This is a genomic window from Undibacterium hunanense, from assembly GCF_014284335.1.
In the GTDB taxonomy this organism is placed as follows: Bacteria; Pseudomonadota; Gammaproteobacteria; order Burkholderiales; family Burkholderiaceae_D; genus Undibacterium; species Undibacterium hunanense.
In genome coordinates this window covers 259,540-281,717 of sequence record NZ_JACOGF010000003.1, presented here as the reverse complement: position 1 = coordinate 281,717, position 22,178 = coordinate 259,540, and the positions used below count along the sequence as shown (strand labels likewise).

The 22,178-nt window shown below is 50.0% G+C and carries 10 protein-coding genes; all 10 read right to left on the bottom strand.

Going from position 1 to position 22,178, the window contains the following annotated elements:
- Window positions 1-53 precede the first annotated feature (53 nt).
- Genes H8L32_RS07290 through vgrG form a run of 10 tightly spaced genes read right to left on the bottom strand, consistent with a single transcriptional unit; the run spans window position 54 to window position 22,178 of the window.
- Window positions 54-3,404: a hypothetical protein gene (locus H8L32_RS07290; RefSeq protein ID WP_186946505.1), complete on the bottom strand. Its 3,351-nt coding sequence runs from the start codon at window positions 3,402-3,404 to the stop codon at window positions 54-56.
- An 8-nt stretch (window positions 3,405-3,412) separates the two neighbouring features.
- Complete coding sequence (locus tag H8L32_RS07285) at window positions 3,413-4,753, bottom strand: ATP-binding protein (protein WP_186946504.1); 1,341 nt, start codon at window positions 4,751-4,753, stop codon at window positions 3,413-3,415.
- 29 nt (window positions 4,754-4,782) lie between these two features.
- Complete coding sequence (locus H8L32_RS07280) at window positions 4,783-12,261, bottom strand: contractile injection system tape measure protein (protein WP_186946503.1); 7,479 nt, start codon at window positions 12,259-12,261, stop codon at window positions 4,783-4,785.
- A gap of 2 nt (window positions 12,262-12,263) precedes the next feature.
- Complete coding sequence (locus tag H8L32_RS07275) at window positions 12,264-14,765, bottom strand: hypothetical protein (protein WP_186946502.1); 2,502 nt, start codon at window positions 14,763-14,765, stop codon at window positions 12,264-12,266.
- Window positions 14,755-15,051: a hypothetical protein gene (locus H8L32_RS07270; protein ID WP_186946501.1), complete on the bottom strand. Its 297-nt coding sequence runs from the start codon at window positions 15,049-15,051 to the stop codon at window positions 14,755-14,757. Before H8L32_RS07270 ends, H8L32_RS07275 begins: the two co-directional genes overlap by 11 nt.
- A 7-nt stretch (window positions 15,052-15,058) precedes the next feature.
- On the bottom strand, window positions 15,059-15,874 hold the full coding sequence (locus tag H8L32_RS07265; RefSeq protein WP_186946500.1) for a hypothetical protein: 816 nt from the start codon (window positions 15,872-15,874) through the stop codon (window positions 15,059-15,061).
- Between the two features lie 2 nt (window positions 15,875-15,876).
- Window positions 15,877-19,623 (bottom strand): baseplate J/gp47 family protein, encoded by a 3,747-nt coding sequence (locus H8L32_RS28150; protein ID WP_186946499.1) that lies wholly within the window; start codon window positions 19,621-19,623, stop codon window positions 15,877-15,879.
- Window positions 19,624-19,638: 15 nt separating this feature from the next.
- Window positions 19,639-20,052 (bottom strand): GPW/gp25 family protein, encoded by a 414-nt coding sequence (locus H8L32_RS07255; protein WP_222619266.1) that lies wholly within the window; start codon window positions 20,050-20,052, stop codon window positions 19,639-19,641.
- 21 nt (window positions 20,053-20,073) lie between these two features.
- Window positions 20,074-20,373 carry a PAAR domain-containing protein gene (locus H8L32_RS07250; RefSeq protein WP_186946497.1) on the bottom strand — a complete coding sequence of 100 codons (300 nt, stop codon included), beginning with the start codon at window positions 20,371-20,373 and terminating at the stop codon, window positions 20,074-20,076.
- 14 nt (window positions 20,374-20,387) lie between these two features.
- Window positions 20,388-22,178, bottom strand: coding sequence for a type VI secretion system tip protein VgrG (gene vgrG, locus H8L32_RS07245; RefSeq protein WP_186946496.1), 1,791 nt, complete (start codon window positions 22,176-22,178; stop codon window positions 20,388-20,390).

Sequence of the window (22,178 nt, the reverse complement as noted above, 5' to 3'; positions counted from 1 at the left end):
GGGTAGATTCATATCTACCCTTTATCACACTTATCGCATATCACATATAGGCTCTATGATTCCCTGGGCTTTTTCTTTTGCTGCTTGATCCTCTCTCGCTGCGGTAATTCGCGCTGAGAGCGGATGTACAGGTAACCCGCTATGGTACCTACAACGATCACGGCAAGCGCAATGATGAAGGGCAGATTTCCTTGCGATAGCCCGCTCCAGGTCGGATCATAAAATAGCAACAGGGTGAAGATAATCAACGGTGGCACCAGAACGAAAATCAACATCCACAAAAAATACTGACGGATGAAATTTTGTATATTGCAATATTTAAAATACAGGAAGGCCAATACGGCAATCGCAATCAGCCAGAAGTTCATCAGGATGATAAGCGGCCAGCGGTATTCGCAGACTTCACGGGCGATGAGCGAAGGCAAGCGATTTTCCGTGCCTGGCATTTTGAAATTTTCCAGCAGGCAGATCAAAACTTGCTCTGATGCTACGCAGGATTGTGGTGTGGCCGGAACCGGCTTGGCCAGATTGGCGACAGGCAGTGGCCAGAAGCCCATACCGCCAAAGTTGTAATTCATGTAGGCGATATCTGCCTCCAGCTGCTGCCAGTTGCGGTTATCGAATTGTACGACCGGTACAATGCCTTGCAAAAATTCCACCCGTTCGGCACCGCTGATACCGCTTTCGACGTCGATATCATGGCGCAGCAGTTTTTTGGCATCGGTACTTGGTTCATCCAGCAAGATCAGGAAATAGGTTTTCAGATCACGATTGTATTCTTCCTTGCTGCCATGGATTTCTCTTTCCACTTTACGCAACTTGATCAAGTTTGCCATGCCAAACGCACTATCCTGATCTGCCAGTGCCTGTCTGGACAAAAGAACATTGATGGCGACCTTGTCACCAGACATGCTATGCCTGAGATAACCATAAAATTCATTGAATAACTGGGCAGAATCGGCGTCTTTCGGATAATCCTGGAAATAGATGGTGACGCCATCGCCGCGTTTTGGTGTTCTGCTGAAGCCCAGGGTCAGATAAGGCATGGCCTTGGAGAATCTATCCGTTAAAGGGGTATGCAGGAGGTTGATAATATTGTTTGCCAGCCTGCGGAAGATCGCTTGCTTGCTTTCCCGTGGATATTTATTCCATTCATCCCAGTCACTTTTTTGCACCACCCAGTCCACTTTGGTATTGTAGTTGCGGGCGGTCTGAATAAATTCATTCTGCGCGGCTGAACCATCATCGATGGTGAATTGGCCACCCTTGGCAAGGTCATTGCTCTGTTTGAGTTCACCCAGGTTATCCATACTGAGGGCATGATAAGCAATACGACTCAGCATGCTGAAATTCATGGTCTGTTCTTTGCCCTGATTGGCCCAGAAGGGATAAAAACCGTAGACCACACCTGTTACATGATCGAGTGCGCAACCACATTTGCCACCATTCCACTTGATGGGCAAACCGGAATTAGGGTAATTTTTCCTGGCGGTAGCGTCAACGATGCTTGCCAGATAGCTGTCAAAGATTTTGGCAACGTCAGCAATAATGCCTTTGTACTCTTCCATGGAGCAGGCATTCTGACGCGCACGAAGTTTGGTCAGTCTGTCAAATGTAGCGTTCAGGTCGATTTGTGCGTTACCCTTAATGAGGCCTGCTTCAAGATTGGTCAAGTCTGCTTTGAGCAAGGCGAGTTCATCATCACCGAAGCGTATACTGGCAACATATTGATTATCCTGTGGCAGGTTCTTTTTACAGGCCGCTAAGGAGTACAGGATTTTTGCACGCGCTGCACTATTGAACAGATTGACATCCGGATACTGAACGTCCTGAATTTCCTTCAGCATTTTTATGATGCCAGTCGGCACGCTGGCATTGTTGATGTCGCCTTTCAAGTCATTTTTTAAATTGACCAAAGACTGTGCATTCAGTTGCACGCCATCCAGCACCTCAGCCTGTTTGCTCAGTTTTGTGAATGTCGCCGCTACCTCTTCGGGCGGGAAATCCTTCAGGACATCGTTCACATTCAATTCCAATTCTGACTTATCCAGGAAATAATTGTCATTGAGTTTGGCCAGCGCCCTGAGAGCGGCATCGTCGACGTTCTGTGTTTTCAAGGCAGCGAGTTTGGACGCATTGATCTGGTAGCCAGTGACATCAACGATCTGTTTTTCTATCAGGGGCCACAGATGTTGATACAACTGTGCACGGTTGCCCAATGCCTGATTGACGGCGGCTTTCATGGCTTCTACCGAATCAAACTCTTTATCTTTCAGTGCCGTCAAGGCAAGTATGACTTGGTCTTTTCCTCCCAGTATGGCAAGGTCATCTGCTGTCAGTGAGTAGATGTAGACGGTATTTGGTTCACGGACATCATTGCTATTGCCTGTTGTTTTGGTTCTTGTTTTTTTTCTGGACAGATAGCGTTTTACCAGTGCCAGCAATTCGGCATCGCTGCCTTGTCGCCTGACCTGAAAATCCTGCCCGCGTTGTGGCTCAGGTTCGAGATTGTCCCAGCTTTCAAAGTCCGGGCTGATCAGGATACCCATTTCTGTCGGGTATTTCTTGGCGAATTCTGCCAGTCGCGTTACTGCTGCTGGCAGGCGGGTACCGAGACTTTCATCCAGGGGAATTTTGAAATTGAAGCACATACGCTGCAGCCAGGATGCAGTAATCGGCCCCAGTATGCCATCGTTGAGCGGTTGTTTGGGCAAGGCGTAATCATGTTTCCAATCTGCCAGCGGATAATAGACCAGTCCCATCTGTTGCTGCATTTGCAGTACAACGTCATGACTCAGGTTACGGAAGTTGGAGATGCGCCAGATACGCTCATAATCTCCGAAAACTGGCGAGGTGATGGATGTCAGTACCGGTGCCCTGGCGGCCTTTGATGCTGATGTTGCCTGCGACATTTGTGGTACTTGCGGTGGTGCGGTCATTGCGGCTGGCGCTGGCACGATGACAGATACGGTACTTGCAGCGGCAGGTGCGGAAGCTGGGGCAGGAGCAGGAGCGATCGCGGTTGCCGGCACAATGACGGCCGGCATGTAGTTTGCCTTTACAGACTTTCTGGCTGACACCAGCTTGTTCTTGTCTGCATATACCGGCAAGTTGCTGACACCGGTTGAGGCGGGCGCGGGCACGGCAACGGTAACAGCAGGAGCGATAACAGGGACAATCGCAGGGGCTGGGGCTGCTGATGTCACTACTGCTGCTGCAACTGGCGCGGTATTACCCGCACTGGCTGCGCTGGTGCTGGCTGCTGTTGCTGTGCTGCCCGCACTTGCCGGTGTCGTCGGTGTTGTAGGGGAGGCGGCCCATGTCTGGCTATCGAAAACAATGCTGCACGCTAGCAGCAGGCAGCTTAATTGCCATAAACCGGGGCGATATGAATGTCGCTTCATGATGGTAATCATAGTGTTTTTCCATCCTTCATTAATTCTTTTCCAATACCAGCTATCAGGTCGTCTTGCACGATGGCTTGGCGCTGCATTCTGACCGCACGTATGGCGGCGTAACGCGCGACGTTAAGCAGGGCACCACCAGACAATTCATATTTTTCGGCCAGTCGTTTGAAATCAACATCCGGGCCCAGGCTGTCAGCCTGTGAAAACAATCCCCGCCAGAGGCGCTCGCGTTGCGTGGGGTCAGGCATGGCGAAATAGACTTCACTTTGAAAACGACGTGCAAAAGCCTGGTCTATATTCGCCTTCAAATTGGTCGCCAGCAGTACCACGCCCGGAAAATCTTCTACCCTTTGCAAGAGATAGGAAATCTCCTGGTTGGCGTGCCGGTCATTGGAGCTGCTGGTTTGCGTACGTTTGCCAAAAAGCGCATCTGCCTCATCAAAAAACAAGATCCATTTCTTGTTTTGCGCCTGGTCAAATACACTGGCCAGGTTTTTTTCGGTTTCACCGATGTACTTTGAAACGATCATCGAGAGATCGATGCGATACACGTCTGCGCCAACAGCAGCACCTATCAGACAGGCTGTCAGGGTTTTGCCGGTACCCGGTGGACCATAAAACAGACTGCGGTAGCCTGGCTTGACAGTTTTCTCCAGCCCCCAGCGCTGCAGGATCAACTGAGGATGTCTTAACCAGGTCACGATGTTTTCTACTTCTTCCATGACTTCTGGATTCAATACCAGGTCGCTCCATGACAGCTTGGTGTGCATCAGTTTGGCCGGGAAATTGGCACTGAAATCAGGCTTGTGAATCTCACCGCTGCTCAGTCTTTGCAGATACTCATTCCCCAGCATGAAGGAAGAACCAAAAAACGGCTCGCCATTGGCACCATGTTCCAAACGCAAAATGCCCTGTTGCAGGAAAAAATGGTCTTCCTGGAACAGACGTGCGACGTTAAAGCGTTCTTCCAGGTCATTGCCGGCCAGAATGAAGGCAGCGGTTTCGCAGGTCGGTAAAAAACCACCATGAATTTTGCCGCGCCAGCCACCAATTTCACTGTAGGCTCGTCCTGTTTGCGCATTTTGCAGCATGAAAATATCCAGCGCCTGCGGACGGCAATGGGGCAAGAATGCCAAAAGAAAAATGACCCTTTCTTCAAATCCCATTTGATATTGCAATACCAGTTCTGCATACGGGCCATCATCCGTATGCAAATCCGGGACAGGACATGATTCCTGCAAGGGGCGTGTGTCATCACCGTCGCTAAAATAGCTACGGAAGCGCATATCGCAAACCTGGGTAAACCAGGCTATTTCTCGCTCCAGGCATGCTGCGTTGTTGTTCATATCTCTATCTGTCATTTCCACAAATTGGTCTATCCGCGCCAGGTTGTATGTATCGGTTCTTCCATCCAGGGGAGTCTGGTCAGGGCGAAGCTCCAGGGCAGGCGATCCAGTAACATGTCAAACGTACCTGGAAGCACTTTCATGTGCCAGGCCTCATCTTGCCGGTACAAATGCGCCTGCCTTTGCAAAAAAGTTTCCCGCAGGGCCGCGATGGAGGAACCACCCAGTGCTCCCCAGTTGGCGATCACGCCTCCCAGCATTTGCTCTATCACTTCCTTTTCGCGGTCAAGGATGCTGATGCCGCTGCATATCGGTATGCCGCCCTTAATTCCACACAATAATTTATTCAGCACCAGTTGGTATTCAGGTGTCTCCAGTTCACCGGTAACAATGAACTGGAGCAAATGCACGGATCTCTGTGCACTTTGCTCATCAACAAAATTACCGTTTCTGGTCAGTTCCAGAATATCGAACAGTCTTTGTATATACGGCGCCAGCAGGATCAGTCCACCATTGTGTATATGGATATTGTCTACATTGATATCCGCACGATCTGGTATGTCACCGGATTGCGTTCTGTCCTTGCGCGGCTGAATGGCTTCGGCTGGCTTGACAGCGCCGGATTTATTTTCCGGGGCAGGAGTATTCTGCTCAACCGCATGTGTTGATCTTGCCGGTGCGTCTGCCACGTCTCTGTGCGTTTGCAATGCCACGTCGTCGGTTTTGCTTAACCAGTCAGCAATATCTGTTGCCTGATAGTGTGAAGCCAGGCCACGCACCATGGCCTGGGTAAATGCCGGGCCGGGCTGCGTGATGTGACTGACAAAGACATTTTCGTACACGATGCGCCAGACAAAGTTGGCCAGTGGCGGAATCGCTATTCCCAGGGCTGCTTCCAGTTGCACGAACAGCGATGGCAATCTTGGTGAGAAAACTGGCAATAATTTTCCCAGCAGATTTTTCAGGGCAAGAGGTGGCAAAATATCTAGCAGGCGGCGCAGGCCTTGTGGCCTGCTCAGTGCGCTGGTCATCACTTCACCGGCCATTGCCTTGAGTGTTTCCGTGTTATTTGCCAGTAGTTTTTGCGTCAGCAAGACAAAGATCGTTTTTTGTTCTGCATCCGGTTCTGTATGACGTTGCAGGATAAATGCCAGTCTTTCCACGTCCGATCGCGCCTGGTCTTTCTGCGTCTGTTGTACATCCTGTGCATTCTCTACATTCTGTATATTCTCTATGTCAGCCGCTTTAGCTGATTTAGCCGATGTAATAGATGTAGCAGTTTTTTTCACTGCATAGCTGAGTGGCTTACCTGGTACTCTGGCAGAGGACAGGGTATCCTGGTTGACCGTTGCCGCATTGGCTCTGGCATACTCTGCAACTTGTTTTGATTTGAATAATAAATCTTGCAGGCTGGTTTTGTACGTTTCTTCTGGTATCGCTGACCAAAGCAGAGCCTGGCCCGCAGGCAGGAATGACGGATCTGGCATTCCCATGTCTGAGGCGGCTTGCTGTATTTCAGCAGGAAAAAATTTCTCTTCCCATTGTTTCCAGAAACTGGTTTGTAGCCTGGCAGGAAATTGATTCAAAAGTGTATATAACAGGTGTTGCCATTCTTCTGGTGAAAATTGTGCATGATCCAGATTTGTCTGTTCAAGCTCATGCAGAAATTCCTGCATCAGTTGCGGGAATTCATTGCTGAGCGTGGAGATAATCAATTCACGACTGGTGCCGGTCTCATTGACGTCCATCGTCGCTGGCATTGCCTTTGCCTTTGTCGTAACCGGATGGTCTTCTGCCTCAGATACTGGCAGGGCAGCCTGCGGCAAATCTGCCGGTGGCAATATGCGTTGCTGTAATACGCGCAAATAGCTGCGGCCGTACACCAGGGTGTTGAGTGCAGTGAATAGTGGCTCTGGTCTGCTGGTACTAAAGTGTGCCAGCCAGGATTGAGCAAGCGATAGCATGGCTGCATCGGTACTTGAATCCTGCACGAAAACAGAAAGTAGTTTTCTCAGGAAGTTTTCTGCATGAAACGTATCTGCCGTGGATGTCAGCAAGAAAGAGAAGCTGGCTGCCAGTAATTTTTCTTTCAATGCAGATGCGCTGGCGGATGGATTGGCACTTGCCTGGCAAGCATTCCAGTTTGCCCAGACGATACCGAGCATACTGCCCGCCAGGTGTTGCAGTACATGGATCAAATCCCTGAGCTTGTCGTGGCTTGTCTGTGCCAGCAGGCGTCTTTGTTCTTCCGGACGTACCATATAGCGACGCAGCCCCTGTTCGAGCAGGTTTCTTTCTGCTGTCATCAAGTGCGCCCATACAGGTGCCAGGCTATCCATATTGGCTTGCAGCATGGCCTGCGCAATACGATGCGGCAGATTGGGCATGAGCTGCTGCACTGATCTGTCTGGTGGCACCTCTGCGGGTGATGAAGACCGTCTTGGTGTCACACCGGGTATAACGGCTTCATACAGGACGTGAGCGTCACCACTCTGTTCGTTGTTGGCTTTGGGGATTTCGTTTGCCTGGCTTTCAGCCACTTTTTGTGGCTCTGCATCCGGCTCGTTGGCTGATGTATTTTCTGATTGCTCTGAGCTTGTGGCTGTGATTGTATTTGCGATCGTGTCATCACCCTGAGCAGCCATATCACGAGGCTGTGCGTCGGCCTGTGCCAGGCAAAAATCAATTTTTTGTTGCAATTCCAGCGCTTGCGCATCATTGTTCAGCCACGCGGCAATAGCCTGAAGCTGTTCTTCACTGTAAGGGAAATACTGTAATATCGCCTGCCTGAAGGAGAGTTGCTGTTGTTCATCAGTTTGCCTGTGCATTAATATTTGCAATAACAAATACGGTATCAGGGCTGCATTTTTTGCACCGGCAAGCTGTTTGATTTGTGTTTCCAATGCCATCAGCCATACCTGCGTAGCCCGCAGTTGAGGTGTGGATGCCATTAGCTGTGACAACCAGAAATGCAGGGCAGGTGTGTTCCATGCCTGCGCCTGGGTAATGATGTCCTGCATGTCTGGAACAGTTGGCGTATCTGGAATGTCTTTGCTACCCTGACTATCATTAACTTGCGGCAGGTCGGGTACGGCTTCCTGCATGCGGGTCGTCGGTATTGTTGCTATTGGCTGACCGGATTGATTGACGGCAGTAACTTCATCTTTAACTTCGTCAGTAACTTCTCGCGGAAAATACGCACTGATGACTTGTGCCTTCAATTGAATATCGGCATCCCGGCTTACCGCCAGTATCTGCTCCAAGTCTATGATTTTTTGCGCCAGCAGGTCTTGCAAGACCATTCTTAAGTAAGTATGTAAATCTGCCGATTGCAATGCATAGCGTTCTATGGATTGCAGGAAGTGCTGTCTGGTTTGATCACCGTATTCCAGACCCAGGTAATCCAGCAGCAACTGATGCAACTGTGCGCTGTTGCATGCATTTAATATGCTGCTATCTTGTTTTAATTGAACAAGCAGGCTGGTAAATTCCGGGTGTTGATCTGATATGTCCTTTACGGCATCGGGACCATGATGCTCTCTGGTGAGCCATAGCAAGAGCTGTTTGCCCAGATCTGAAGAGAGCAAAGGATTGAGAGTTGGGGATAAATGGGCAGATGTGTATTCAGGTGTTAATTCGGTATTTACACTGGAATCTGATTCAGAATTTAATTTCGAATTAAGTTCGGAACTAAGCTCCGGGTTAAATTCGGCTTCAAAGCCAGTTTCACGTTCCATGCCGGGTGTTGCTGTATTCTGTGTCTGCGCATGGACCTGATTATGGACGTGATTATGAGTCTGAATACCAGACTGCAACCGGCTTTCCGCCTGATCTGTATGCACCGTACCCTGTGGCACAATCTCCTCTTGCGAGGCGAGGCTCAAGGATTCTTGCAGTAAACGATCTAGGTCAATTTCTTTGTCTTGCTGTAACTGTGTCAGTACCAGTTTCAGGAACAGGGCAGGGTATTCTGCCTGTTCAAAATAAGAAATGACAGACTGCCGGAAAAGCAGATGATGGTCCTGATTTTGGTCCTGCTCCAGGCCTTGTTGCGGATTGCTGGCAAACCACCATCTCAGCCATTGCTGCAATTGATCGTTGCTGAGTTCCAGTGTCCATAAAGATACTTGACCCTGAACCCAAAGACGGAAATTGGAGAAATCCTGATTTTTTCCTGATTCCCTGATGTCGGTGGGTGCTGGTATATCGCCGTGTTCCTGCATAAAGGATGCTGCATCGGCGTCAGCATCAACATCAACATCAGCATGAGCATGAGCATCGATATCAGCATCAGCTTGCTGTGTTGCAGCGTTTTTCGTCGTAGCGATCTGGTCCGGTATAGACCAGTTTTGCAAAGCCTGGTGTAACTGCTTTGCCTGTTGTTCCATATCCGGCAGTTTTTTCCAGATGTGCACGATGTCAGCAGCATGTTCCTGATCGCTCAGTATTGCCTGGATGACGTTTACTGGAGCTGCCTGCTCAGTATTGGCTTGCAACAGGTGCTGCATTGATTTGCGCTGGAGCTGCTCGGCATATTGCTCTACCATTTCGGCGGTGGACAGATTTGCGCTGGAAGTGTTTCTCGTTACTGGAATACTTTCTGCGCCAATCGCTGCACTGTTTCTTACATTAACCTCTGTATTAATCCCTGAATCAAGCCCTGCATTAATCCCTACATTAATTGTTGCAGTGTTCTTTGTCTCAGTTGCTGTATTGTCTGATATGCCCATTGTTGAAGCCGTTGATGCTTCTATTGGTAAGAGATTATTTTTGTGTGTGCGCAGCACCTGTGCAACTTGTGCAAGACGTCGGGCTTGTTGTCGTAATTCCGTCGCCAGTTGGATTGCTTGTGGTTGCAGTATCTGCACCCATTCCATCAATACGACGATATCAAGCGATTGCAGAATTTCTTGTCGCTGCTGATGACGAATCAGCATCCATACCTGCCTCAGGCTGTCTATCTTTTGTGCACCTGCAGATGTCCACGTGTGCATGATCGCAGCAGTGTCAACAGCCGACAATGCCTGAAACAATTGTTTGCTCAATGCAGATAATTCAATCGTTGCTGGATTTTGCTTGCCGTCTGTGTCTGTGTCTGTGTCTGTATCTGTACTTGTGTCTGTATCAGCGGCACCGAGCTTAACTATGTCTATCGCAGCATTTATGTCCACATTTGTGTCGGTACTGAGCTGGGTATATGTAGCGGCATTTGCGTTGACAGGTGCGTCGACATTTACTTGAATATTTGTATCGCTGTCTGCATCGTTGCCGTTGTCTGCATGTACATCGGTAGCAGTATCTGTGTCAGCATTCATATCGATATGAGCCGGTCCTGTCGTTCCTGATACTTGATCTGTCACCGTAGCTTCTGGAGACGTGGCTATGCTGTCTTGTTCAAGGGCACGCAGTTGTGGAAGTTGCCTGAGCAAATCTGCCATGTGTACTGAGTCAGGTGCGGCTTGCAAAAGCAGGGGGATGGCAGATGCCAATAAAGCTTGACGGGCAGTGAATGGCAGTTTGCCGGGCAGTTTGTCGATCAATTCTTCCAGGTCGCAGGTCGCGCTTGCTTGTAATACAAGGCAAAGATCATGCAGTTTCTGTGGTGGCAGTGTTGACAGCCACACTGTCCATGCACTTGCCTGCGCTTGGCGTATGATGTCGCCATGCTGATGCAACAGCCTTTCCCAATGAGGATTCAGTTGATGTAGATCGGCATTTTCCAGCGCTTTATACAACTGGGTCAGGCTAATGGCTGCGTTATCTGTTATTACATCACCGGTAGAAGTGGGCAGATTTGATGCCTGCACTTCTGGTTTTTCTGAAGCGACTCCAGTGTCGCCGGATTTCTCTATTGATGTTGCTGACGTTATTTTGTTTTTTGTGGCCGTTTTGCGTGCTGATTTTTTATTGCCGAAGAGTGCGATGTCCTTGTTCACTGACGGTGCATCGATGTCAGCGTCCTCCTGTTCATGCAAGCCAGGCTGGCTAGCCATTGCAGGTGTTCGTTTTGCATTACTGATTTGTGGCAGGTATGTGTGCAATTCTTCCATGCCGGCAGCGACATCGCGCAACGGCGGTAACTGTATTAATAAGGCATCTGGCTGCAGACTTGACGGTTTGGCGGACAGCAAAATGGGCAGACTTTGTTCAAACCACAGTTTTGCCTGGTCAGGGTTGATAAACCGGGATTGATTGAGTATTCTTTCCAGTACCCAGCTCGCCCGTGGCTGCAAAATTTGGCTGGCGACACGTAACTGCTCCGCCGGGACATTTTGCAACCAATGCGTCCATCCCTGTGCCTGTGCACGACGCAATAAATCTGCATGCTTGCCTGTCAAATTCTGCCAATGAGGTTTTATGGCGGGCCAGTCACCTGCGCATAAAGCCTGATACAAATGATCAACGTTGATGGTGTCCTGTGGTGTATCAGTCAGGTCGCCCGGTTTCTCCCGATTACTTTTTTGAGAGTTATGATCACCAGACTGATTTGTCGTCGCATCGCTGGCCAGGTGTTTTTGCCCTTTGTCGACCGCCGCCACTGCGGGCGTTGTCTCATTTTGTCTGTTGGCGACTTCATCGGTGATGAAGTCCAGGGGTTTTCCTGATATTTCTTTTTCTGGACTTTGAATACCTGCTTGCTTGCCTTTCATACCTTTCCTGTCAGGTATTTTTGTGGCAAGCATTTTTTCGATGAATTCTTCGCCAAATAATACGGACAGTGATCTCTGTTCCTGCTCCGGCGAGGGACTGTTTTTCTCAAGATATTGCTGATACTGTGTCAGCAATTCATGGCTGGCCTTGTTGCTGCTGACAGACCATGAATGCAGTGCTGTATCCATTGCTTGCGTTTGCCCGGCAGATAGCTGGTACAGCCATTGCCAGTAAGCCTGTGCAGCTGTGGTTGATGTACTGTGTGATGCCAGTTCCAGTTGTGCCCACTGTTGCACCTTATGCGACAACTGTGCTGGCCATTCGGCGAGTAATTTTTCAAGTACATTGAATAACTGTTTTTCACCAAATTGCAGCAATAAGCGCAGACGCATCTGTTCGTTGGCGACTATCTTCTTCATGGTGTTTGCGGCATCGCTGTTCTTGAGCACGCGTTCCAATAACTGTATGTGCGCTTCACGAGGATGAGTAGATGCTATCCATGCCAATTGCCCCGTGCGCAAGAAGTCTTCGAGATACTGTCTGTCGTCAGCCGCAACTTCTTCAACAATGCTAGGTTCAGTGGCTTGTTCACGTGGCATGTTCAAGGCGGAACTCAACTGGGCATACAGGCGTCGTGGCAATTCTGTTGGTAATTCTTCTTCGGTCATTTCACCGAGATCAATTTCCAATTTTTCTATACGATAAATACCTGCACCTGTGTCGGATTGTTCCATCACTTCATCAATCAGGGCAGGTATGCTGGTGCTGATCCAGTCGGACAGGGTTGATTCTTCCATCTGCCCCTGGGCAAATGAAAAATCAAATATCAGATCATCAATAGCATGGAATGATTTCATGATCATAACCAATGCTGTGGTGAATAATTCTGTCTGACGATACGCAGCAGGGTAATGATGTCATCTGCCGTCTGATCCAGACCTTCCGCTGGCTGACCTGAACGACGGGTCTGATTCAGCAATTCCAGCCAATTTTTATAGCGTTGTTCAAACTGGTGCATGTAGACATAATCAAGCCAGTGTATTTCTGGCAGGATATGGGCAGGCAGATTTTGTGCAATCAATTCTTCTACCCACGCCCGGCAGGCCGGATCGGCAAAACGTGCCGTGTAGCTGGGCAATACTATGCTGACGCGATGTTCATAAAAACCGTCTTCAACATCTCGGTTGACTTGCTGGCTGGCAGGGCGCAACAACAGGTGTTCAAGCACATGCAGGCCTTCGCTTTGCTGGCTGAGTTCTATCAGGCGCTGGCGCAAACCATGCGCATAATTGACAGCCTGATCTCTGGGCAGTGGAATGAGATACCAGATGGGTTTATCGGGCTCGACTTCCAGGCATAGCCAGACTTTTTTGTCAGCGCGTTCCACCAGATGGTAGCGCTGCAAGTCTATACCTGCACGCAACAACTCCACACAGATCATATCGTGAGGCAAGCGTTTAATCTGGGTTATTCCCCCGGTTTTTTGCAGCGGCAGGGGCAAAACATGGCTATCGTTGGCCTTGTACTTGGGGTGTTCTCCCAGTTTTTTTTCATAGGTTTTGGCACTCACAAAGGCCGGGGATGCGGATGAGAAATGTGCCGTCAAAGAGCGACCCAGGCTGGCCTCAGTACATCCCAGCAGTAATAATAATTTATGCTGCAAGCAAGCCCTGTTGGCGCCTGTCCAATACGGCGCGTGCACATTCATTGCTGCGCCACGCTGCGCACTTAATTCGCGTATGTGTGCCAGAAAACTGATTTTGCTGTCTATGACGGTTTGGTCGTCGTGTTCATGGTGGTACACGTTAAAACGACGCAGGGCGTCCGCCGGGAACGATTCGCCATAGATTGCCAGCATGCTATCCAGCACGCGGTTGCGGCGGTCAATAAACTGGTCGAATTTGGACAGGATTTCAGCTGGCAGGCTGGGGCTCAAAGTATTGCGATATAAAGTCTCTACCAGTGGTATTTGCTGATTGCCAAGCAGTTGTGAAAAATAACTTTGCTTTAAATCTGTATCGAGGGAATACAGATCAGGAATCCCCTGCAATGACTGCAGGTAATTCGCCATCATTTGTTCAAAGGCAAAAAGAAACCCCTTCAATTGCCTGGCACGGGCGTGCACTTCTGGCGGTTCCGAGCTGGGTACACCGTAGTGATTGATGCCGTAAATGGCAGGAGAGTGTTCTGCTATCGAAGAATATTCACGCAGTGGCCGGTGCTCACCTTGTGGCAGCTCAATTAACTCATCCAGGTTCACATCGTGCCGGCGAAAAGCATGTTGATTGAATTCATGTTTCTTCAGTATAAGACGCACTTGCTCAAGCAGGCTGACTTCCTGCGGCAGCATGAATTTTTGCCGGATGGGGTGATGTGTGGAAAACTGCTGACTGCCGGTCTGGGTATACACCAGATGCATCAAGTTCATCTGGTCCACATTGCGTGGAAACCCCAATACCGAGCAGCGCTTGGATTTCAGGTTGAAGTTAAGGTGATCGTATTTTTTACCTTGTGAATCGACCAGTTGCAGATGGTGCACCTGTTTTACCCCAGGCATGCGGCGTATAAGCGCGATCAGGCTGACAACATCGATATTATGCGATGTACGCGCAAAATATCTGTCATCAATGTAACCACGCCGGGTCAGAGGGCCGTCCAGTAATTCTTCCCAGTTTTTGCCTTCTGCTACGGCTTCTTCAAAACGGGTAATGCGCGCACCGGAAGAAATCAGGGTCGCGCACTGGAAATAGATATCCGCATAAATTTCGGCTGCTGGCCGGCTATCATCAATTTCAATTTCGCCAGCCAGGAAATAAATGTCCGTCTGGACGATGTACACCTGGTCCAGATCCTGGCAAAGATTGCGATTGTTGGCGTAAAGGGCAATGATGTCTTGCCTGACATCTTCAGGACTGCGCTGTTCTATTTCTGATAAAGGCTGGTGCAGTTTGACATAAATGGAAAACAGGCCTTCCAGTTTTTCGCCCTGATTGTCAGTCTGTATCCAGATGTCGTCAATTTCCGGCACATGGTCATAAATGAGCTTGCAGTAGTCAATAGCTGTGACCGGACGAATTGGCAAGATGTCCTGTGGGCGGTACAGTGCCTGGCGTTCAAAGTTGATACCACCCGATTCCAGCGTCAGGAAATCGGCTACTGAAAATCCTGATCGGTACACCAGATCAGTCAGGCCATAGCACAACATTTCCAGCAAGGTGACACCGGGATCATGGATATTGTAGTCTGTCCATGTCTGACCAGATAAAGCTTGCAGCAGTTCTACACCCTGACGGCGAAAGCCATCAAAATCGATTCCATCAGGGTCTGCCTGCAGGCGCTTTATGTGGTCATCAGCCAGCATGTCGTCGCACCTCGCTCAATTTCAGTTGAGAATGCAATTGCTGGACTAACTGATGTACGCGGTTATAGGGCATTTCTCCCAGCACCTCAATGATGAGACGTAATTCGGCAGCAGAAAATGTAAATTCCGCGTTAGCCTTGGCCGGGCTGCCAGGCGGTAGCAACAAGTTTACCTGCTGATTCAGGCTCCCGATCAGCGCAAAGACCTGCTTGAATGGTCTTTCTGCCAGACCTTCCAGTATCAGGTTGCCTTGCGCCAGCGAGATGGTGATATGAATAGGGTTCATGCTATGTTCACTTCTTTGCCTTTGCTGGCTGTGTCAGGGGGCGGGGCGCCAGTTTGGGTTTCTGGTCACTTTCCAGCATCTGGGTATCCAGCCACAACTGTGTCATGTGGTATTTGATCCAGACCTCATTGCCATAGGTACAGCCTACCCGCATCTGCAATTTGAATTCAAAGGGGGAGTTGCTGTCAGTGCTTATCCAGCGCAATTCTATGCGACTGCATTTGTTCCCAAAATGGGTTTGATGGTAGGTGATATGTGGATTGGCATTGAAGGCATTCATGGCAAAAGCGTGCATCAGTGCATAGCGACCTTCGGCATCTTTGCCGCCCACACCGGCAACAACTTCCCAGGCCTGGCAGCCAGTCATGGCCACGCTGATGTCGTACCAATTGCCATCGGCTGGAACCGCCATTTTTCCCTCACGTCCGACCCGTCCGCGCGAGGCGATGAAGCCGCCCACATCAAGCTCGTGTCGCGGTGTACTTTGTCGTATGCCAACGCGGCTATGGGTGACGCCGTCATCATCAACATGACTGGCCAGTGTCAGCAAGGGGCGATTTTTTTCTGCCTGAAAACTCAGGTTATTCGTACCCACGTCCAGACCCATGGACCACAAGGATGTTCCTTCTACAGTATTCTGATAGAAACTGAGCAATTTTCCATCGCCCAACTGCGCTACCTTGAAACCTTCAGTGGCGGATTTTTCAAAGCCTTCGTCGAGCATGTTGAGCATGGATTCGATCAAATCTCCGAAGTCATCCTCGGTAGGCATTTTACCGTGCTCAAACTGCTGTCTCAGCATGGCTCGAGTTCGTTTTTTCATAACTATTTCCTTGACGGAATAATAAAGGTGGAGCCAATTCTCAATTCATTGATACCCACGGGTTTCGGATCGGCTGATTCAAATTCGTCCTGCAACACAATCCAGTGCTGATTCATGGGCACGGCAATACTCCACGGATAAATGGGATATAAACTTTTTGCGCCATGTTCATTTCTTGCATTGTCATCCATCCTGAAACGCAGGTCAGTGCCTTGTCCGGTTGGAGTGATATGCAGCATGGAAAAGCCGGTCACTGCTTCGACATAGTCAAGATCCAGCAAAAAGGAAATAAGGTCATGCTCACGTATGCACCAGCCAAAATGCTGTTGATACCCGACCGGATGCCAGGGTGACAGAAAATCACATAGATACTGATTGATCTGATTGCTGTACCAGCCACCACGCAGCCCTGACTTGAGTTTGATCTGGCAACGAATCTGGATTTCTTCGTACACCGGATTTTCCACACTGACTTTGGTAAAAGGCGGGGCGCAGGTTTCAATGAACTGCTGTACTTCGTGTATCAGGTGGCCGCTCAGCAAAGGGCGCTGATTAAAGTGTCCACCCTTGTTCAGATAGGGCAGGGGGACGATCAATATCTGACCGCCACGCAGACGTTTGGCCGGGTCCATATCGCTGGACAGGTTGGCAAAGCATTTCACCTTATGAATTTCGGGAAACTGTTCCAGTATCAATAATTCATAATCACTGGCGGTCAGTGCACGGTTCTTGTGTCGCAATCTTTCGCTGACGCGGGTGCGGAAACGTTTGACTGTTTCCGCACTTTTACCACCTACTGAATGACGTATTTGTATGACACGGTCAATGCCAGGAATATTTTGCTTGCTGCGGGTGATACTCATGGCAGGCAATACCGCGCTGGCTTTGTTGGCCTGGTTGGCGCACCAGGTGACCTCGAGTGCCTGTGCATAAACAGAATACACACTGCAAAAGCGTTCCATGCCTTCATTGGCCGAAACACGCAGCCAATGTACACCGGCAGGCATGATGGTGTTGCTGATGTTTATATCGTCTGGCAAATTAAGACTGACTATACCGCTGGTCATAAAACCATCGGTAGAATCATCAATGATGTTTGCCCTGTCCAGTTTTTGCCAGCTATTGCCTGACAGGTACCACCATGACAGCCCGCTGTCTTTGATGCGGGTCATGGGCAAGGAATCTTCGCGCAGGTAAAAATACAGGGTCAGGGCACCACTCAGATCACTTCCCTGTAATCCGATGAAAAGATTGGCCGGATAATCGTATTGCGGTATCTGATAGATGGCGCGGGAATTGATTGCGACCATGGTTTCTGTACCAAGAGGGTGCAGATGTACCATCTTGTCTTGCGTTGCCCTTTGTTCCACCAAGCGGCTTTGTTCAAAACGGATGGTGGAATGCGCCTTGTAATTCAGTACTATGCTACTGATTTGTGGGGTATAGGGCGGATTGGGCAAGGCCTGCGCCAGACTTGCTCTCTTTTGTCTGGCGTTGTCGGTCAGGATCTGGGCTAACAGCATAGGATATTCCTGGTGTCCAAATGCGCCTTCAGGTGCTTCCAGGGTCAGCTTGAACAAACCGGCCATCGTCGCTGGCGTGTAAGAGAAATTTTGCAGGGCCGCATCACTGGTGTTGTAAGGCAGCGGTTTGTAAAATTGCAATGCAGATTGATACGACAACACACTGTCAGGTGCCAGTTGACTACTCTGGCTGCCGTCGTCGCGTGCCATTTCATCAAACAGGGTGATGTCTTCCAGGCCCTTTATCCATTTGCCACCGGACAGGACGGAGACACTGGCCAGCACTTCACCACTCTTCATGGGATGCGCGTAACCACGGTAATAAGCAGCAATACCTCCCAGATTGGTAGGCAGGCCATTCCATTCCACCTTGATTTCTGCATCATCCAGTTGTTTGCTGAGTATTTCTTCACAACCGACTATCAGATAAGAACCGACATTCGGCAAAGGGCCAAACGGCATGAAAGGTGACATGGCACTTAACTGGCCAATCTGATTGTGCAGCAATAGCTGCCTGCAACCCTGCACATCGACTTCCAGGCGAATGTGGCGCAAGACCCAGCTTTTCAGCAAATCATAGGGGTAGCGATATTCATTTTCGGTCATTTCAAACCGTGCCACCGGCAAATCTGTCTCATAATTATCGCCGTGCAGGCTGGCCTTGTAATTGCAAATGGCGGCAACTTCAGGTGGCAGGGAAAATTCTATGGACAGGCAATCGCGGCCAATGGCGGGATTGAGGCCAGTATATTCAGGGCGATATTCAGTCACGCGGTACCAGCCAGTGGCCGTGGTCAGTGAAATACGGAACATGCCACGCAACAGCTTGACGAAAATATCGTTCATGCGCACTGCTTCACTCTGTGAAGCATCGTACTCGTGCGCATTTTCTTGCGCAAAACGGCGCAGGCAGTCTTCTATGGTCTGATCAGTCGTGTTTTGGTATTGCAATAAAATGCGGACGCGGCGCTGGCCCTCGCGCAATAACAGCGTCTTGCTGGCAATGGCAAAGCCGAATCGGGCTGCCGTGGCGCCATAGTTTCGCTCGCCAGGTTTGGGCGCGCCCATTAAGGGAAGCGGTGGTAGCTTCTCATGGTCTTTTTCATCGCTGCCATCTGCCAGTGCATTGATAGGCTGGGTATGACAGGAGACTGATTCAAGACGACGATTTATCGTGCGCTGGTCAAAGAAAAGGGTATGCAGTGCCGTGATTTTTGCATCATTCAGGGTGACTGCTTCTTCGTTGGCATAGGTGATTTCATGCTGGTTCTTGTCGATGCCGGCGATGAATTCAGTGGCTTTCTCAACAAAAATCTGACGTACACCCGGCTTCGGCTGGATGACTATAAATGTATAGTCGGAACGGTGTGGGCGCTGCTCCATTTTCAGCATCTGGTGATAATAAAAATCCAGATGCGCTTGCCCGAATTGATTCAGGCGTATTTGCAGCTTTTGGAACAACTGTATGAAGGTAATCAGCAGGCTGCTGCCAGGATCATGTTCCTGACTGGCCATAGATTGTGGCAGCAGATGCCGTACACCGTTTTGAACTATCTGTATGGCTTGTGAAAACGCATGAAAATAACTGCGTGTCTCGGTGACGGTATGTGCGCTGCCAGCTTTTTTATCCTGCAGGTTGGCAGGCTTGACTGCCAGTGTATTCAGCAGTGGCAAGGCGGAAGGGCTGTGCGCTGAGGTGGCATCCTGGGCGCTGATTTCGGCTTCCAGTTCCAGCATGGCCAGCATTTCCTTATTCAGGCCACGCAGTATGCTTTCCAGTAATTTGGTGATTTCATAACCGGTGCGGCCATCTGTCCGCTTGGCGCAAGACAGCCAGTATTCCAGCAACCGTGCCAGCAGCAATGGCGAATCCAGCGGGATGGAGCAGATTTGTGGAAACTCTATCGTCAGGTCATGCTGATACCAAGCCTTGCCCGGGCTGTAGCTTTGCAATCTTTGTTCAAAGCGCATCGCCAGTTGCTTCAGGTCCAGCGACAGGATATTCGCCAGCAAGACAACTTCATCTGCATGGAAATATTGCTGCCAGTGACCGTCTTCGCTGAGATCAAGCTGATAGAACTTGACCATGCTGGCGTAATCGACTGCCATGGTCAGCAATTCTTCAAAACGCATTTCATTGAGTTTGAAGTAGTCACCGCTCAAGGCCGGCGAACGACGTTGCGCCTGGCTGCGGCCATCACTGATCAAGAGTCTGGGCTGTGTCACGTCAGCACCTCATGCTTATTCCTGGACATCGGTACCTTCCCGGAAATAGAAGGGGTACACCAGGTTATGGCGGGTGTTGGTTGTGACGATGCGGTAAATCAGTTCGATATTCAGCCGTCCTTCATAGATGTAACTGTGATCTGTTTCTATCGCTTCCAGTACAACCCTGGGTTCATAGAAAATGACGGCGCGTCGTATCAGGTCTTTCAGTACGGTAATGGTGCTTTCATTCAGGTTTTCGTAGATCTGTGCTTTCAGCCCGCAGCCGAAATTGGGCTGCATGACTCTCTCCCCCGGTGTGGTGGATATCAGTATCAACAGGCTTTGATGGATGTCTTCTTCGGCGCTGATCATCCTGACGTTGCCACGCCGGCTGAATTCAGGAGGGAAGCTCCAGCCTGTACCTAAAAATGAAGCATTGTTTTCCATGGTCATGATTCCGATTTGCGCCTAGCCACCGATGATGACAGTTGGAAAACCAAAGACGATATTGCCGCCATGGGCTGTATTGTCCCCTATCCTGGCGGAGGGCATTTTCCCTATAAATACTGTCATCGATCCCTTGACGATGGTGTCAGGAGGCCCGACGCAGACGCACATGTCGCCCACCACAGCAGCTGGTAAACCACCAATCAGCACGGTAGGAACACAGGGGCCACTGATAGGGCCGCCGACATGCGGGATCGGTGGCAAGCCGGGCGTGACCATCGGGCATACATGCATATCTGTAATACGTGCGGCTGGGGGCATCGCTTTTCTCCGTTTCAGTTAATCATCACGATGGCGCCGCGCACGGTGGTCTGGCCGCTGGCAGATAACTCTGCGGTAGCTGTTCCTTTGGCCGTGAAGCCTATATTTGCAGTACTGGTGATATTCAGACCTTTTGTCGTGACATCCATCTGCGCCGTTGTATCCACATTTTGCACGGCGGTGATCGTGATTTTTCCTGCTGCATTGATGGTGATGTCTTTCGGGCTATCCAGCAAGATGCCGCTTGGGCTCAATTCCACCTTGTTCATGTTCTCGTCTTGCAAGAGAATGGACTTGGTATCGTCACTGATGACTATCTTGTTGTTGGCCGGGGTAATCAACGTGATGACTTTTTTCTCTTCATCGAATTCCATCTTGAGTTTGCTGCGTGTCACCAGTGCCTTGTAGTTATTCACATCCTGAAGCGTATAAGCGGGCGTATGCTTGCTGCTGTACAGACTACCCAGTATCACCGGGCAGGAAGGGTCGTTATTAAAAAATCCCAATATCACTTCATCGCCGATTTCAGGAATGATGAAAGCACCAAACCCTGCCGAGCCATAGAAGCTGGCAAACCGCGCCCATACGCCGACTGTCTGTGCATTCATCAAGGGGACGGAAACCTGGATTTTGTATTGATTTTCCGGGTCGCCTTCCAGTTTCAGGACGACTCCAATATGCAGGCCGCATACACCGGATGTCCAGCCCGCTGCCTCAGGTGCATGGGTCTGGTAATCTTCCGTGAACCAATACGGGGGCATACCAAATTCAACTTCTGTCACCCAGTTGCCATCGATCAGGTGATGAAAGACGTTGGTAGCCAGCACGTTGCCATTAAAATGTTTGCCTACGCTTTTCAGTTCCAGCACCACGCCAGGTTTGGTAACGGCACTGCCCTGATAGCGCATTCTGCCGCGTATTCTCGACAAGCCGGATTTCAATTGCTGCGCCTTGGCCCAGTTGGTCAGTGTTGCAGATTCGAGGTTGGCGGCTGATTGCAAGCCAAAATCGGCGACGCCCAGCACTTTGGCCAGCTCCGCGGCAGCGATATCACCCTGGCTAGTCAGGGTAGTAGGTGTTGCAGTTCCCTTGACGATAGCCTGGGTTGCCATATCCCAGCTAGTGCTGGTGACGTTGCTGAGCTGCCAGCGTGCGTCGAGTTCGGCATGAAACTCCATCAGATCAATACCATAGGTCAGCGTCAGGACAGGTGCAGCCGAGGTCTGCGGTGCCTTGATACTGACCGTACCGGCATCAACGATCACCAGGAAGCCGTTGACCTCGGCCCGTGCCATCATATAGTCCCAGTCAGTTACATAGTATTGAACCAGTTCTTTATAGGTGACTGTGGTTGCTGCCACGTCGGCAGTCAGGCCGGGATAGTTACCGATCAGCGAGGTCATGATGTCGCTGTCGGTCTGCTCGACGAAATTGGCGTTTTTGCGGCCCACTGTCATTGCCAGCGCCTGGTCGCGGCATTCTATGACCAGCCGTGCATAATTGTCGCCAGTAATTTTGACGGAATGTTTAATCACTACGCCGGTGAAAATGACTTGCGTCGTGAGGTCATAGCCAGCACTGATCACAATCTTGGTGCCTGGTTTGAAATTTCCGCCATCAGCAAGAGGGAAAAGGCCATTCGGCATGTCGCCATCCAGCACGGTGATGATGGCTGTGGGTATGCGGTTAGTACTGTGATTCGTCTCAACTGATACGACTTGCGCCGCGTCAGGAATTGGCTTGCCATCGCAGGTGATGGACAAGGTCAGAACACCAGTGCTATTTGTAAATGGGGAATTTGCCAT